A 15,827-nucleotide genomic window follows, 5' to 3' on the forward strand; every position below is an offset into this window, starting at 1 on the left:
GCCGATGCCGATGGGTGCGGTCGCCCTGTGGTGGCGAGACGCGTCACTCCGCGCCGCCCGGGGCCAACACCTCTCGCTGGCCATTTCGGCCCATTGGCGACACCAGCCCCGCAGCTTCCATCTGCTCAATCAATCGCGCCGCGCGGTTGTAGCCGATACGCAGTTGCCGCTGCACAGAAGAAATCGACGCACGGCGCGTGTTGAGTACGAACGCGGCCGCTTCGTCGTAGAGCGGATCGGCTTCCGCATCGCCACTCTCTGCGCCAAACAGGTCACCGCTCGTGGCCGCTTCTCCGGGGTCACCGGCGAGGATCGCTTCGTCATACTCGGGTTCGCCGAACTGCTTCCAGTGTTCGACCACGCGGTGCACTTCTTCATCGGCAACGAACGCGCCGTGCACGCGCTGCGGATATCCCGTGCCCGGCGGCAGGAACAGCATGTCGCCCTGGCCAAGCAGCGATTCGGCGCCCATCTGATCGAGAATCGTGCGCGAGTCGATCTTGGATGACACCTGGAATGCCACGCGCGTGGGAATGTTCGCCTTGATGAGGCCGGTGATGACGTCCACCGACGGCCGTTGCGTCGCCAGGATCAGGTGGATGCCGGCGGCACGCGCCTTCTGCGCGAGGCGCGCGATCAGCTCTTCGATCTTCTTGCCGGCCACCATCATCAGGTCGGCCAGTTCGTCGATCACGACGACGATCAACGGCAGCGTGGACAGCGGCTCCGGCGCATCCGGCGTCAGCGAGAACGGGTTCGGCACCTTGCGGCCGGCCTGCTCCGCCGCGCGGATCTTCTGGTTGTAGCCGGCCAGGTTGCGCACGCCCAGGGCTGACATGAGCCGATAGCGCTTTTCCATCTCGCCCACGCACCAGTTGAGCGCGTGCGCGGCCTGCTTCATGTCGGTCACGACCGGCGCCAGCAGATGCGGAATGCCCTCGTACACCGAGAGTTCCAGCATCTTCGGGTCGATCATGATCATGCGCACGTCTTCCGGCGTGGCCTTGTACAGCATCGACAGGATCATGGCATTGACTGCCACCGACTTGCCCGAGCCGGTCGTGCCCGCCACCAGCAGGTGCGGCGCGCGCGCGAGATCGGTCACCACGGGGTTGCCTGTGATGTCCTTGCCCATGGCCAGCACCAGATGCGATCCGTGCGATCGGAAGTCCGCCGCGTTCACCACTTCGGAAAGGCGGATCATCTCGCGCTTCGCGTTCGGCAGCTCCAGGCCCATGCAGGTCTTGCCGGGAATCGTCTCGACTACGCGGATCGACGTCACGCCCAGGGCGCGGGCCAGATCCTTCATCAGGCCCACGACCTGTGCGCCGCGCACGCCGATGGCCGGATCGACCTCGAAACGCGTGATGACCGGCCCCGCCGACGCGCCGACGACCGTCACGGGCACCTTGAATTCAGCCAGGCGCTGCGCGATCAATTGACCGGTTTCCTCCAGATGTTCCGTCGAGACGGTTGCCCCGTTGACCGACGCGGCCGTCAGCAGCGCAGGGCTGGGCAGCCGGTAATCGACGTGGCGCGGCGCCGCTGGGGACGAGGCGGCCGCGGGCGCCGCCACGGTGTTCGACGGAGCCGCTGCGCGGCTGATGACCGCGCCCACCACAGCCGGCAGCACGATGCGAGGCTTGGTGGCCGGTAAGGCCTCCGGCAAGGGACCAACCTGCGCGGGCTGGCTTGCACGTTCGGCAACATGGGCTTCCGGCGTGTGCACCGGTGGTCCCGGAGGCGCCGAAGCCGTCGCGTCGGTGTCCAGTTGCGGCGGGGGCGATGACGCGCCAGACGTCACCAGCCCGCGCAACTCGGCAAGCAGTGCTTCAGCCTCATGGCGGACGGCTTCCAGGTCGACCGGCGAGGGTGCGGCCGCGACCGATTGCGCTTCAGCAGGGGCTGCCAGCGAAGGCTCTGCCGCGGCCCCGCTCATCGCTTCGTGCACCGGTGATGCATCTGTCGAAGCCGCCACGGGCGTCGACGGGGCCTGCGTGCGCAGTCCGAGTTGCGGCTGGTGAAACGGACTGCTGACGATCGTGGCGCGCGGCTTGGGGCGTGCAGGCGCGGGAGCAGGTGCCGATGGCGGCAGCGGCGCCGGCTTGGGCCTGGCACTCGCCGTTTTCGTGGTGCCGGCGGCGGGGTCTGCAGGCGCGGCCTTCTGCCGATCCAGCAACGGCCAGATCTCGCCCGGCTGCGGCGGCGATGGCCGCGTGCGCGGGGGCGGTTGCCATGCCGGCTGGCGGCGCGCCGAAACTGCCTCGATACCGCGATGGCGCGCCGTCTGCGGCGCAGCGCCAGGAGTGCCGGTCCAACGCATCTCTCCGACACCGCCCAGACCGAGCGCCGTCGGTTTGAGCGCCTCATCGCGCGGCTCGTCATGCCTTGCCGCCGGCGCGTCGGCGGATGCATCCTCCGAAGCGCGCCCACGTGTCAGCACCTGCCGCCAGGTGCGGCCAAATACCATCGGCGCCACCCATACCAGCACACCGAGCATCACGAGAAAAGCGCCTGTCCAGCCCAGCATGCGGGACAACAGCGACGACAGGGCATGCCCCGCTGCGCCACCTGCCTTGTCCTGCGGATCGCCGCCGGAGGTCAGTGCTTCAAGTGCAGCGCTGGCGCACAGCGCGACAACCGTCACCAGCCAGAGCCTGACGGTGCCGCGCCCGGTCAGGAAATCGCGCTCCCCCGCCAGCGCGCGTGTTGCGTACCGCCACGCCAGCGGCAGCAGCCACACGGTAGAAATGCCAAACCAGCCGAGCCCCATGTCAAACGCCATCTGCAGATTCCAGGCCGCGATTGTAGCGGGGCGCGCCAGCGCAATGAAAAACGCCGGGCGGAAAGTTGCATCGGGATGCGTACATCTGGGGGTGGAAGCGCGATCGCGCGCCCGGGCCGTGTGCTGCGATACGGACTCCGCCTGGCGTGAGCGTCACCTCGGGTGCGGTTCGTGGCCAGCCTGTCGTGCGCATGCCAGCCGTGCACATCCGACGTTGCCAAGCGCATTCCCCAGCCGCCGACATCCGGCGCGAGTCACCCCCGGGCGACTCATCGTCAGGCCTCCGACTTGCTTGCGCAATGGAAAACGCAATGCCAAGGAGGCCCCATGTCGCTGATCGTTGCCGCCCGGTTTGACACCTTCGAACGCGCAGAATGCGCCGCGCAGGCGCTCTCTGCGCATCGCTTTTCCGAAGAGGATGTGAGCGTCTTCTTCGTCAACCCGTCTGGGCAGCATGCCGCCTTTCCCATCGGCGGTGACCAGAATGCCGATCCGGGGGCCGCACGCGCGCATGCCGGCGCCGGCAAGGGTATGGCGCTGGGCGCCGCCATTGGGGCGGTGGCTGGGGTGGTCGTACTGATGCTGCTGCACGTCGCTGTGCTCTTCTCGGTGGTCGCGGCAGGCGTGGGCGCCTATATCGGTTCGCTCGCTGGCGCCATGTATGCCACGCGCGACGAGCCCAACCCGGAGCAACCGCCCGACGCCACGTTGCGCACGCGCCATTCCGGCGTGCTGCTCGCGGTGCGGGTCACACCCGAGCGCGAGGCCGATGCCGCACGCATTCTGGCCGCAGCCGGCGGCATGGACGTCGAAGAGGCTGCGGGCCGCTGGCGCAGCGGCGAGTGGGTCGACTTCGACCCGCTCCGCCCGGCCAGGCTGAATCCGAAGATCGGACAGCAGCCAGCGTGACTGGATGCCCGATCGTCAGGCCGCCGTGCTCGGCGCTGCTGCGCCCGCCTGCATTGGCACGGGCTGCGCCTGCTTGTCGTTGAGCATCGTCCACACGAGGATGGCCGCAACGATGTCAAACACGGCCAGCGCGACGAACAGCGGGTTGTAGCCGATGGTCGCGGCGAGGGAGCCGACCGCCAGCGAGAACAGCATGCCGCCCAGGTAGCCCGACATTCCGGCCAGCCCCACGGCTGTGCCCACTTCATGCTTGCCGAACATGTCGGATGTCAACGTGTACAACGCGCCCGACAACGTCTGGTGCGCGAAGCCGCCCACGCAGAACAGCGCAATCGCGGTGTATGGGCTCGTCACCAGCCCGATGCACGCCGGACCGATCATGCACAGGCAGCCGGTCACCATCACCAGCTTGCGCGAGGTGACCAGCGATACCGAGAAACGTTTCCGAAACCAGGGCGCCAGGTAGCCTCCGAGCACGCAGCCCACGTCCGCCGCCAGGAACGGGAGCCACGCGAACAGCGCGATCTCCTTCAGGTTCATGTGGCGCTCGGTGGCCATGTAGAGCGGAATCCAGTAGTTGAACGTCTGCCACGCCGGTTCCGACAGAAAGCGCGGGATGGCAATGCCCCAGAATCGCTTGCCGCTGATGATCCTGCCCCACGAAGGCTTGGGTGCATTCGCGGCGTCGTCGGAGACTTCCTGACCGGCGCGAATGTAGGCGTGCTCCTCCGCCGACAGGCGCGGGTGCTGCGTCGGCACGCGGTAGAGCAGAAACCACAGCACGCTCCACACCAGCCCGATGCCGCCGATCACGGCAAAGGCAAAACGCCAGTCGCCGTGGAGAATGCACCAGACCACCAGCGGCGGCGCCACCACCGCCCCGACCGACGAGCCGATGTTGAACCACCCCGTCGCAATCGAGCGCTCCTTGGCCGGAAACCACTCTGCCGTGGCCCGCAGTGCCGACGGGAAACCTGCGGCCTCCGTCATCCCCAGCATGGCGCGGAACGCGGCCATCGACAGCCATCCACCCGCCATGCTGTGCAACAGACACACCACCGACCACGCCCCGGCAAACAACGCAAAGCCGAGCTTGGTGCCCAGCACGTCGAGCACGTAGCCCGCCACCGGCTGCATCACCATGTAGGCCGCCTGAAATGCCGCCACGATGTAGCCGTACTGCTGGGTGGTGATGTTCAGCACCTTGTTGACTTCGGGTGCTGCCACGGCAAGCGCATTGCGTGCCAGGTAGTTCATGATCAGCCCGCTCAAGACGAGCCCGACGATCCACCAGCGCAGACCTTTGATGGGTTTCATGTTGTCTCCTAGGTGCCCCTGCTCTTCTTCTGTTCTGGGGCGGGTATGGCGTTCAGGTCATTCAGACAGATAAAGCGGGTTCCGGTAATCCGGTCACGCCCGGGCGCACTGCAAACGTGGCGCCCGAGAGCGGGTCGTCGCCGATCAGGATCGACGTCACGAACAGGGTGTCCAGTCCGGGCCCGCCAAATGCGCACATGGCAGGCTTGGACGTGGGAATGGGAAGGCTGCGGTCAAGGCGCCCGTCCGGCGTGAACCGATGGACGAGCCCTGCATCGTTGCCGCAGATCCAGTAGCAGCCTTCGGCGTCCACGGCGGCGCCGTCGGGCCGGCCGGGATGGGCGTTCATGTCGATGAAGACACGGCGATGATGCGGCGTGCCGCTCTCCACGTCGTAATCGAACGCCCACACGGTTTGCCGGCTTGCATGCGAGTCCGACAGATACATCGTGCGGCCGTCCGGACTGAAGGCGAGGCCGTTGGGAACAATCAGGTCGTCGATGACGCCGTCTATCCGGCGGGCGGCGGCATCGAGCCGATACAGCTTGCCAACGGGCAGGCCAAGCGAGGTGTCGAGCACCATGGTCCCGGTCCAGAAACGGCCCTGGCGGTCGCAGCGGCCGTCGTTGAAGCGCATGTCGGGCCGAGCGTGCTCGACCGTTGCGAGCCGCTCCAGCGGCGCCAGTGCCATGCCCGCCTGCGGCTGGCGCACGCGGTAGATTCCCGATTCCATTGCCAGCGCCCAGCCATCGGACGTCATGGCAATGCAGCCGGCCATTTCGGGCAGCGCCCATGCATCGCATTGGCCCGTCGATTGACTCCAGCGCCACAGCGTTCGGCCCGGGATATCCGTCCAGTACAACGCCTGTTCACCGCTGTGCCACACCGGGCTCTCGCCCACACCGCACTGCATGGTCCCGATGCGTTCCACGTTCGCGTACATCGCATCAGTCTCCGAACGGGCCGGCGTTGACGAAGGCGCCGCCCTGGTACTGCGCCGCGGGGTCATCGGCGGACAGCGGCGGTTGCGCCTCGACCTGGGCGCGAAAGATTTCGCTCGTTTCGGCGGGGGCGTAGCCAAGGTGCGCCGCATGGCGGTTGTCCCACCAGCGGTCGCGATTGGCGGACACACCATAGACGACGGTAAAGCCCACCTTTGGCACGAACAAGGCCCGGCGGACCAGTTGTTCCAGATCGTCATAGCCGAGCCACGTAACCAGCATGCGCCGGTCCTTCGCCTCCGCAAAAGACGAGCCAATGCGGATGGCGACCGTCTCGATGCCGTAGCGATCGAAGTAGAAGCTGGCGAGCTGTTCGCCAAACACCTTGCTCAGCCCGTAGTAACTGTCGGGCCGGGTGGGCGCCTTGCCGTCAATGACCTCGCCCTGCCTGTAAAACCCGATGGTGTGGTTCGAACTGGCGAACACAATGCGGCGCACGCCGTGGCGGCGCGCGGCCTCATAGATGTGGTAGGTGCCGTGTATGTTGGCGGGCAGGATCTCTTCAAACGGCCGCTCCACCGACACGCCGCCCAGGTGCACGATAGCGTCCGTGCCGGCTACGAGCGCATCGACAGCCCGCGCATCGTCCAGATTGCACGGCATGATTTCTTCACCGGCACGCGCCGCGCCAAGATCAGATATATCAGACAGGCGCAAAAAATCGGCGTACTTGGTCAGACGCTCGCGCAGCACGTTGCCGAGATGGCCGCCTGCGCCGGTCAACAGCAGGCGGTGGCAATGTGTCGCCACGCCTTCCAGCGGATCGGGTTGAACATTCACTTCAGTCGTCATATCAGGTCACCGGGGCGGGATTGAACAGGGCCAGTGCGTTGTGCAGGCCCAGCTTGTCGGCGCAAACTTGCTTGCGTCCGCTCGCCACGTCAAGAATTAAGTGGAACAGCTCCCAGCCGATGTCGGCAATGGTCGCCTCGCCGGTGGCGATGCGGCCGGCGTCGAGATCGATCAGGTCGTGCCAGCGCTCGGACAGCGCCTTGCGCGTCGACACCTTGATGACCGGCGCCATGGCCAGTCCATACGGCGTGCCGCGGCCGGTGGTGAAGACCTGCAGGTTCATCCCAGAGGCCAGCTGCAACGTGCCGCAGACGAAATCGCTCGCGGGTGTCGCGGCAAAGATCAGACCCTTGCGGCGCACCTTCTCGCCCGGACCGAGCACGTCGACGATGGGCGTGCTGCCTGACTTGACGATCGAACCCAGCGCCTTTTCCACCACGTTCGACAGGCCGCCCTTCTTGTTGCCCGGCGACGGGTTGGCGCTGCGGTCGGTCTGACCGCCGCTCAGGTAGTTGTCGTACCAGGCCATCTCGCGCAGCAGCGCACGGCCGACGTCTTCATCGATGGCGCGCGGCGTGAGCAGGTGAATGGCGTCACGCACTTCGGTGACTTCCGAGAACATCACGGTGCCGCCTGCACGTACGATCAGGTCGGCCGCAAAGCCGACGGCGGGGTTGGCCGTCACGCCCGAGAACGCATCGCTGCCCCCACACTGCACCCCGACCACGAGGTCGGATGCCGGGCAGGTTTCGCGCTGGCGCTTGTTCAGGTGTTCCAGGCGCCGCTCGGCCATCTCCATGATTGCGTCGGTCATGCCAACGAAGCCGTCGAAGGCTTCGTCCTGCAGGCGCAGCACGGGCGAATCCGCCGTGCCGGCAACTTCGATGGGAATGCGGCCGCCGGGTGCGAGCCTTTCCGGCACGAGGCGTTCGGGCACGAGCTTTTCGCAGCCCAGGCCGATCACCATGATCTCGCCGCCAAAGTTCGGGTTGAGCGCCAGGTTCTGTAGCGTGCGAATCGGCACGATGGCGGCCGGCGCGTTGATGGCGACGCCGCAGCCGTACACGTGGTTCAGCGCCACCACGTCGTCAACGTTCGGGAAGCGCGGCAGCAGCTCGCGCTTGATGCGACCAACGACGTAGTCCGTCACACCGGCCACGCATTGCACGCTGGTCATGATGCCGAGCACGTTTTTCGTGCCGACCGTGCCGTCTGCGTTGCGATAGCCCTCGAACGTGTAGCCCTCGAGTTTGGCGAGTTTGGGATCGGGGCGAGTGGCCAGCGGTAGCTCATCCAGCGCGGGAGCGGACGGCAACTTCACAGCGTGCTCGTTGACCCAGCTACCACGCTGCAGCGGCTTCACGGCATAGCCGATCACCTCGTTGTAGCGGATGATGGCGTCGCCTTCGGCCAGGTCGACCAGCGCGACCTTGTGGCCTTGCGGCACGCCTTCGACAAGCACGGTGCCATCGGACAGTGCCGTGCCAGCGGGAAGGCCGCGTGCGTTGACGACGATGGCGACGTTGTCACCGTCGTGCACGCGGATCGTCAGCGCCTTTTCAGTTGCGTTGCCGGCCTCGGGGGCCAGCGTCGGTTCAGACATCACAGACTCCGTGATTGGTTCAAGCGATATTCGGTTCAGCGCCCCAGGCTTGGCCGTTTCGGATCATACGTCCAGCCGGGCATGAGGTATTGCATGGCCATGGCGTCGTCACGCGCGCCAGGGCCCAAAGTCTTGTACAGCGCATGGGCAGCCATGACGCGCTCCATGTCGATTTCGATACCGAGGCCCGGACGCTCCGGCACGGCCACATGGCCGCCGTGGATGCGCAGCGGCTCGCGCGTCAGGCGCTCTTCGGCCTCCTGCCAGATCCAGTGCGTGTCGATCGCCGTGATGTTGCCCGGCGCCGCTGCGGCCACATGCGTGAACATCGCCAGGGACACGTCGAAATGGTTGTTGGAGTGCGAGCCCCACGTCAGGCCCCACTCGTCGCACAACTGCGCAACGCGCACGGAGCCTTGCATGGTCCAGAAATGCGGATCGGCCAGCGGAATATCGACCGCGTGCAGCTGGACGGCGTGGCCCATCTGGCGCCAATCGGTCGCGACCATGTTGGTGGCCGTCGGGATGCCGGTGGCGCGCTTGAATTCGGCCATCACCTCACGGCCTGAGTAGCCGGCTTCGGGGCCGCACGGGTCTTCGGCATAGGCCAGCAGATGCCCTTGGCCCTTGCACAGCGCAATCGCTTCGTTGAGCGACCATGCGCCATTCGGGTCCAGCGTGACACGGGCTTGCGGAAAGCGCGTCTTGATGGCGGCAACCGCTTCCATCTCTTCAGCGCCGGGCATCACGCCGCCCTTGAGCTTGAAATCGGCAAAGCCATAGCGCTCGGTGGCGGCTTCGGCCAGGCGGGCGATGGCGTCGGGCGACATGGCGGCTTCGTGGCGCAGGCGCAGCCAGTCGTCGGCGCCGCTGGCGCCATCCAGGTACGGCAGATCGGTCTTGCGGCGATCGCCCACGTAGAACAGGTAGGCGAGCATCGGCGCGCTATCGCGCTGCTGACCGGCGCCCAGCAGCTCTGCCACCGGCACCTCCAGAAACTGGCCAAGCAGGTCGAGCAGCGCGGCTTCCACCGCCGTGATGACGTTGTCCATGCGCAGGTTGATCTCGTGCGGCTGGCGCAGCACGGCGGCTTCCGAAGCGGAGGTCACCTGGTGCACCGTCGCCTGATGCGCGGCATTGCCGCCACCGGCCAGCGCCCGGCGAATGCTGTTCAGCACACCGTTGGTACGACCGATCGATTGACCAACCACCAGCGGAATCACGCGCTCCAGCGCCAAACGGATGCCCTCCCCGCCAGGCACCTCGCCCACGCCGGTATGCCCGGCGTTGTCCTTCAGGATGACGAGATTGCGCGTAAAGAACGGAGCATGCGCGCCGCACAGGTTCAGCAGCATGCTGTCGCGGCCTGCGACCGGGATCACCTGCATCTCCGTCACACGCGGCGTGTGCGTTCGTGCGCCGGACTCGATCGATTGCAACGTCACTTGCAAGGCTCCTCTGGCTTACAGCGGCTTGAGTTCCACACGCTTGATCTCGCCCACCATGAACAGGTAGCAGACGATGGCAACCGCCGCGTGGATACCGACGTACACCAGCGCACCGTTGAACGAACCCGTGGTGTTGACGATGTAACCGATGGCAATGGGGGTAGTGATGCTCGACAGGTTGCCGAACGTGTTCATCAGCGCGCCCGACAAGCCGGCGATCTGCTTGGGCGCCGTATCCGAGTTCACGGCCCAGCCCAGCGCCCCGAGGCCCTTGCCGAAGAACGACAGCGCCATTACCGCCACCACGATGGCCTGCGCGTCGACGTAGTTGCAGATCACCATGGTCATGGAGAGCAGCATGCCCAGCACGATGGGCACCTTGCGCGCCACCGACAGTGAAGTACCACGGCGAAGCAGCGCGTCAGAAATGATCCCGCCCAGAATGCCGCCCAGGAAACCGCAGACCGCGGGAATCGACGCGACGATGCCCGCCTTCAGGATCGACATCCCGCGCGCCTGCACCAGATACACCGGAAACCACGTGATGAAGAAGTACGTGAGCGCATTGATGCAGTACTGCGCGATGTACACACCCATCAGCATGCGGTTCTGCAGGAGCTGCTTCACGTAGCCGAGCTTCGGCCCCTCGGCCTTGGCCACGCCCGCGCGGTCCATGTTGACCAGGCCGCCCCCGGCTTCGATGTACTCGATTTCGGCGCGGTTCACGCCCGGGTGGTCCTTCGGTTCGTGCACGAATGCCTTCCACACGACCGCCATGACGATGCCGATCACGCCCATCACGATAAACACGTGATGCCAGCCAAACGCGTGCACCAGCCAAGCCATCAGCGGGGCAAACACCACCGTGGCGGCATATTGCGCAGAGTTGAAGATGGCCGCTGCGGTGCCGCGCTCATTGGCCGGAAACCAGGCTGCCACGATACGGCTATTCGCCGGGAAGGACGGCGCCTCCGCCGCCCCTACCAGGAAGCGCAGGCAGAACACCATCATGATGGCGGTGGCACCGGTAAAGAAGCCGATCGCGCCCTGCGCCAGTGTGAACAGCGACCACAGCAGAATGCTGAACGTGTACACGCGCTTGGAACCGAAGCGGTCAAGCAGCCAGCCGCCCGGAATCTGGGCAATCACGTAGGCCCACCCGAACGCCGAGAAGATATAGCCAAGCGACACGGCATCGATGCCGAGTTCCTTCTGCATGGCCGAGCCGGCAATGGAGATGGTCGCCCGATCGGCGTAGTTGATGGTCGTCACGATGAACAGCATCGCGAGGATCACGAAACGCACGCGGCTCATACGCTCAGCGCGCGGAACGGCCTGTGCTCCCACTGCAGGGGCTTTGATGTCCATCGTCTCCTCCTTAAGCCGGCACCCGTCGTGCCGGTCGGTTCAAGTTGCCGGGTCCTGTTCGGCCCGGCGTGTTGTTTTTTGCTATTCGACTGTTACGGCTTCAGGCCCAGCTTCCATCCACCAGGCGGCGCAGCTTGAGCGGATTGGCGTCCTGCAGGGCCTCGGGCAGCAGTTCGGCCGGCAGGTCCTGGTAGCACACCGGGCGCAGGAAACGCTCGATGGCCGCCGTGCCGACCGAAGTCGTGCGTGCATCCGTGGTTGCCGGCCAGGGGCCGCCGTGCACCATGGCGTGGCACACCTCGACGCCGGTCGGCCAGCCGTTGGCCAGAATGCGGCCCGCCTTGCGTTCCAGAATCGGCAGCAACGAACGCGCGATGGCTGTGTCGCCGGCGTCCAGATGCAACGTGGCGGTCAACTGGCCTTCGAGCGATTCGGCCAGCGTGCGCAGCTCCTCTGCATCGCGGCAGCGCACGACCAGGCCGGTCGCGCCGAAGATCTCGTCGTGCAGCGCCGGCTGCGCCTGGAAGCTCTTCGCATCGGTGATGTAGAAGCCGGCTTGCCCGCGGTTGGGTTGGTCGCTTTCTTGCCCGCGTGCGACGCACCGCACGTTGGCCTCGGCGGCCAGCTTGTCGACACCGCGCGTGTAAGCGGTGTGGATGCCGGCCGTGAGCATCGGCTGCGCAGCCACGTCGCCCATGGCGGCAGCGGCGGCAGCTTCAAAGGCATCAAGTTCCGGCCCATCAATGGCGAGCAGCAGGCCCGGGTTCGTACAGAACTGGCCCGCGCCCAGCGTGAGCGACGCCACGTATTGCTGGCCCAGCGCAGCGGCGCGCTTGGCCAGAGCATCGGGCAGCAGGAAGACTGGGTTGATGGCGCTCAGTTCGCCGTACACCGGAATCGGCTGCGGACGGGCCTGCGCGATGCGCAGCAGTGCCACGCCACCGGCGCGCGAGCCCGTAAAGCCAACTGCCTGGATACGCGGATCTGCCACCAGTGCGCCAGCCGCATCGTTATCCGCCAGGATGAGCGAGAACACGCCCTCGGGCAGCCCGCACTGGGCAACCGCCGCCTGAATGGCGCGACCCACCAGTTCGGACGTGCCCGGATGCGCCGGGTGTGCCTTCACGACCACCGGGCAACCCGCAGCCAGCGCCGACGCGGTATCACCACCCGCCACGGAGAACGCCAGCGGGAAGTTGCTCGCACCAAACACCGCCACCGGGCCCAGCGCAATGCGGCGCATGCGCAGATCCGAGCGCGGCAGCGGCTTGCGCTCCGGCAGGGCCGAATCAAGGCGCGCGCCCACGGCATCGCCGGCACGCACCACGCTTGCGAACAGGCGCAGTTGGTTGCACGTGCGGCCACGCTCGCCTTCCAGGCGCGGACGCGGCAGTGCCGATTCGGCCATCGCGCGTTCGATCAGCGCATCGCCCAGCGCTTCGATCTGGCTGGCGATGGCTTCCAGGAAGGCGGCGCGGGTTTCCGGCGCGGTCTCGCGGTAAACGTCAAAAGCCGCGGCGGCCAGTTCAGCAGCACGCGCAGCATCGGCCTTGGAGGCCAGGGTAAATTCGGGTTCGAGCCATTCCCCGGTGGCGGGGTTCATGGCGCGAACCTTGCCTGCAGCACCCGCTACGCGGGCGGCACCCAGCAACAGTTCGCCGCTCAAGGTCATGTTGATTCCCTCTCTATCCGGATGCGCTCAGGCGGCCAGCTTTTCCACTTCGGCAATGCGCGACACCAGTGCCGACAGCTCGGCCACCTCGGCATCGGTCAGGTCGGTCAGCGGGGCACGCACGGGGCCCGCGTCGCGGCCGATCACCTTCATGCCGGCTTTGACGATCGACACCGCATAGCCGCGCTTGCGATTGCGCAACTGGATGTACGGCAGCACGAACGCGTTGAGCATCCGGTAGACCTCGGCCTGGTCCATGGCCCGCACGGCCGCGTAGAAGTCCAGCGCAAACTTGGGCACGAAGTTGAAGATGGCCGACGAATACGTCGTCACGCCCATCGTGAGGTAAGGCAGCGCAAAGGTCTCGGCGGTGGGCAAGCCGCCGACGTAGGTGAAGCGGTCGCCCATGCGGGCGTAGATGCGCGTCATCAATTCCAGGTCGCCCACGCCGTCCTTGAAGCCGACGAGATTGGGGCAGCGGTCGGCCAGGCGCTCAAGATGGTTTTCGTCGAGGATCTGGTTGGCGCGGTTGTAGACGATCACGCCCAGCTTCGTCGCTTTGCAGACCTGCTCGACATGCGCGGCGACGCCATCGGCGGAGGCCTCGGTCAGATAAGGCGGCAGCAGCAGGATGCCGTCGGCGCCGGCGGCTTCGGCGGCCTTGCAGTATTCGATCGATTCCGCCGTACCGCGGCCGGCCGGGGCGATCACCGGGATCTTGCCGGCGGTTTCAGCCACGGCGGCGCGCACCACGCGGTCGGTTTCGGCAGCCGTGAGCGAGAAGAATTCACCCGTGCCACCCGCGGCGAACAGGCCCGCGGCATCGTGGCTGAACAGCCAGTTGAGGTTCGCACGGTATGCCGGTTCATCGAACGACAGATCGGAAGCCTTGAAGTGCGTGACCGGGAACGACAGCAGACCGGAGCCGATCTGTTGGGCGAATTCTTTGGGCGTGTATCGGGACATGTCTCGCTCTGCCTGATGCAGTGATGAAGATGTTGTTGGTGAGCGGAATTTTGCCTCCCGATTAATTCAAGTCCAAACCAACTACTATCTCGATCAATACAAGTCTTGTATTGATACAGGGTCTTCCCTAATCCGGGCTTTGGCTCCTGCGGGCGCGCATGACGTGGCGGCCGCCTGGTTCAGAGTCGCGGCGTCAGAAGGCCCGCCCGACTTCTGCGCTTTTCGTGGATACGCCCGGTGCCTGATGCTCGTTGTTGGCCCTTCCGGCTGACCCGCGAGCTGAGTCTTGCACCGGCGATCTTTCCCATTCAAGATAAGCGGCGGCTCCATCCATACAGGTTTTGAATCGATGTTCGAACTCAGCCAGCTCCGCTGCTTCGTCGCCGTGGCCGAAGAACTGCACTTCGGACGGGCGGCCGAGCGCCTGCACATGACGCAGCCGCCGCTGTCACGCCAGGTGCGCCTGCTCGAACATCAGGTCGGCACGGAGCTGCTGGAGCGCAACAGCCGCTCCGTCAAGCTGACGGCGGCGGGGCGCAGTTTTCTGCCCGATGCGTCGCGCATCCTGCGCCTGGCCGATGAGGCGGCGGCCACGGCCCGGCGCGTGGCAACCGGCGCGGCGGGCCAACTGGCGATCGGGTTTACCGCGTCGGTCGGCTACGGGAAATTGCCTTCGCTGGTGAGTGCCGTGCGTGCTGCCTCGCCCGGCGTGCGATTGACGCTCAAGGAGATGGTGAGCGGCGCGCAACTCTCGGCGCTGGATGCGCGCGAAATCGACGTCGGCCTGCTGCGCCCGCCGGTGGAGCACGGCGAACTGATTGCCGTACCGTGCTCGCAGGAAGCGCTGGTGATCGCCCTGCCGGAAGCGGTAGCCGACAACTGGCCGCAACGCCCCAGCCTGCGCGATTGCGAGGGCCAGCCGCTGCTCATGTATTCGCCATACGAGGCACGCTATTTCCACCAGATGGTGAGTAGCCTGTTCGAGCGCGCCGAGGTGTTGCCCGACATCGTTGAATACGTCAGCCAGATCCACTCGATGCTGGCGCTGGTGCGTGCGGGTATCGGCGTGGCGCTCATCCCGGCAGCGGCGGCCATGCTGCACTTCGAGGGCGTCGTCTACCGCCCGGTGCGCACCACGCCGGCCAAGCCGGTCGAACTCTGGATGGCCTATCGGAAAGACAACGACAACCCCGTGTTCAACCTGCTCAAGACGGTGCTGCACAACGCGCTTGCCGAGGGGCGCTGAACTCACGCGGCATCGCACTTGCTGAACCCTGGCGATCCCCACCTGGAGATTGCCATGCCGCAAATACCCCAGAACGTTCGACGCTCCGGCTTGTGGCTCGCCGCGGCAGCCATTGGCTTGACCGCGGTTGCGCTGCCGCCTCCCGCCCACGGCAAACTGCCGCCACCCACGCCGGCTGAGCAAGCCGCCGCTGCCAAGCAGGCCGAGACGGAGCGCGCACAAAAAGCGCAAGAGCAGGCCCAGCTGACCGACGTGCAGGACCGTCTGGCGGCGCGCTTTGGCAAGGGTGGCAACAACGCGCCAGACGCCGTCACTCCAGCCACCAACCTGCCCAAGAACGTTGCGGAAGCGCCAGGGACCGCTGGCCCGCACGGCGGCTCGCGACCCAGTGCGGAATCCCATTCGGGTAACGCGCGCTAGGCCACAAGCGCAAACGTGCGCGTCAAAAGTGGAGGCCCCCCTGAGCAGTTTCGGCCCTTGCCGAAATACGGCCCCCCACGTTGACCTCGCATCGATCGAGCCGTTGACCAATCGCGTCCTGCTCGATCACGCAGCCGAGGCAGGAGACGCCGGTGTGCCGCTGTCCATCATCAGCGGCGGCGGTGCAGCCGCATCCACCCGCGAGAGAACGACTTCGTGCTGCTCGCCGTCGCCCGCACGGCACTTGGGGTTTAGGTAGACGCCACCAACCAACTCCAGCAAGATGTGCAAGACCCCTAC

Annotated in this window: 12 protein-coding genes; 3 read left to right on the forward strand and 9 right to left on the reverse strand. The window is 66.2% G+C overall.

Features of this window, described 5'->3' with window-relative positions:
* Window positions 1–43: 43 nt before the first annotated feature.
* The gene (locus tag R2N03_RS06765; RefSeq protein ID WP_316656672.1) at window positions 44–2,785 is read right to left on the reverse strand and encodes an FtsK/SpoIIIE family DNA translocase; all 2,742 of its coding nucleotides are present in this window, start codon (window positions 2,783–2,785) and stop codon (window positions 44–46) included.
* A gap of 327 nt (window positions 2,786–3,112) precedes the next feature.
* Here R2N03_RS06765 and R2N03_RS06770 point away from each other — a divergent pair, with 327 nt between their 5' ends.
* A complete protein-coding gene (locus R2N03_RS06770) occupies window positions 3,113–3,694 on the forward strand; it encodes a hypothetical protein (protein ID WP_316656675.1) in 582 nt (193 codons plus the stop codon).
* Window positions 3,695–3,709: 15 nt separating this feature from the next.
* Here R2N03_RS06770 and R2N03_RS06775 read toward each other — a convergent pair whose 3' ends face one another.
* The 8 genes from R2N03_RS06775 to kdgD form a co-directional block, all read right to left on the reverse strand.
* Window positions 3,710–5,011: an MFS transporter gene (locus R2N03_RS06775; protein WP_316656677.1), complete on the reverse strand. Its 1,302-nt coding sequence runs from the start codon at window positions 5,009–5,011 to the stop codon at window positions 3,710–3,712.
* A 61-nt stretch (window positions 5,012–5,072) separates the two neighbouring features.
* A complete protein-coding gene (locus R2N03_RS06780) occupies window positions 5,073–5,954 on the reverse strand; it encodes an SMP-30/gluconolactonase/LRE family protein (RefSeq protein ID WP_316656679.1) in 882 nt (293 codons plus the stop codon).
* 4 nt (window positions 5,955–5,958) lie between these two features.
* Window positions 5,959–6,804 carry an NAD-dependent epimerase/dehydratase family protein gene (locus tag R2N03_RS06785; RefSeq protein ID WP_316656682.1) on the reverse strand — a complete coding sequence of 282 codons (846 nt, stop codon included), beginning with the start codon at window positions 6,802–6,804 and terminating at the stop codon, window positions 5,959–5,961.
* A gap of 1 nt (window position 6,805) precedes the next feature.
* A complete protein-coding gene (gene garD / locus R2N03_RS06790; protein ID WP_316656684.1) occupies window positions 6,806–8,407 on the reverse strand; it encodes a galactarate dehydratase in 1,602 nt (533 codons plus the stop codon).
* Window positions 8,408–8,442: 35 nt separating this feature from the next.
* Complete coding sequence (locus R2N03_RS06795) at window positions 8,443–9,852, reverse strand: enolase C-terminal domain-like protein (protein ID WP_316656686.1); 1,410 nt, start codon at window positions 9,850–9,852, stop codon at window positions 8,443–8,445.
* 18 nt (window positions 9,853–9,870) lie between these two features.
* Entirely contained in the window at window positions 9,871–11,223 is a 1,353-nt protein-coding gene (locus tag R2N03_RS06800; protein ID WP_316656688.1) for an MFS transporter, read from the reverse strand.
* A gap of 100 nt (window positions 11,224–11,323) precedes the next feature.
* Entirely contained in the window at window positions 11,324–12,895 is a 1,572-nt protein-coding gene (locus tag R2N03_RS06805; protein ID WP_316656690.1) for an aldehyde dehydrogenase (NADP(+)), read from the reverse strand.
* A 27-nt stretch (window positions 12,896–12,922) separates the two neighbouring features.
* Window positions 12,923–13,861: a 5-dehydro-4-deoxyglucarate dehydratase gene (gene kdgD / locus R2N03_RS06810; RefSeq protein WP_316656691.1), complete on the reverse strand. Its 939-nt coding sequence runs from the start codon at window positions 13,859–13,861 to the stop codon at window positions 12,923–12,925.
* Between the two features lie 349 nt (window positions 13,862–14,210).
* Here kdgD and R2N03_RS06815 point away from each other — a divergent pair, with 349 nt between their 5' ends.
* Window positions 14,211–15,107 (forward strand): LysR family transcriptional regulator, encoded by an 897-nt coding sequence (locus tag R2N03_RS06815; RefSeq protein ID WP_316656695.1) that lies wholly within the window; start codon window positions 14,211–14,213, stop codon window positions 15,105–15,107.
* A gap of 54 nt (window positions 15,108–15,161) precedes the next feature.
* Window positions 15,162–15,527 (forward strand): hypothetical protein, encoded by a 366-nt coding sequence (locus R2N03_RS06820; protein WP_316656698.1) that lies wholly within the window; start codon window positions 15,162–15,164, stop codon window positions 15,525–15,527.
* Window positions 15,528–15,827: the final 300 nt, after the last annotated feature.

Source organism: Ralstonia condita (genome assembly GCF_958405655.1).
Lineage (GTDB): Bacteria > Pseudomonadota > Gammaproteobacteria > Burkholderiales > Burkholderiaceae > Ralstonia > Ralstonia condita.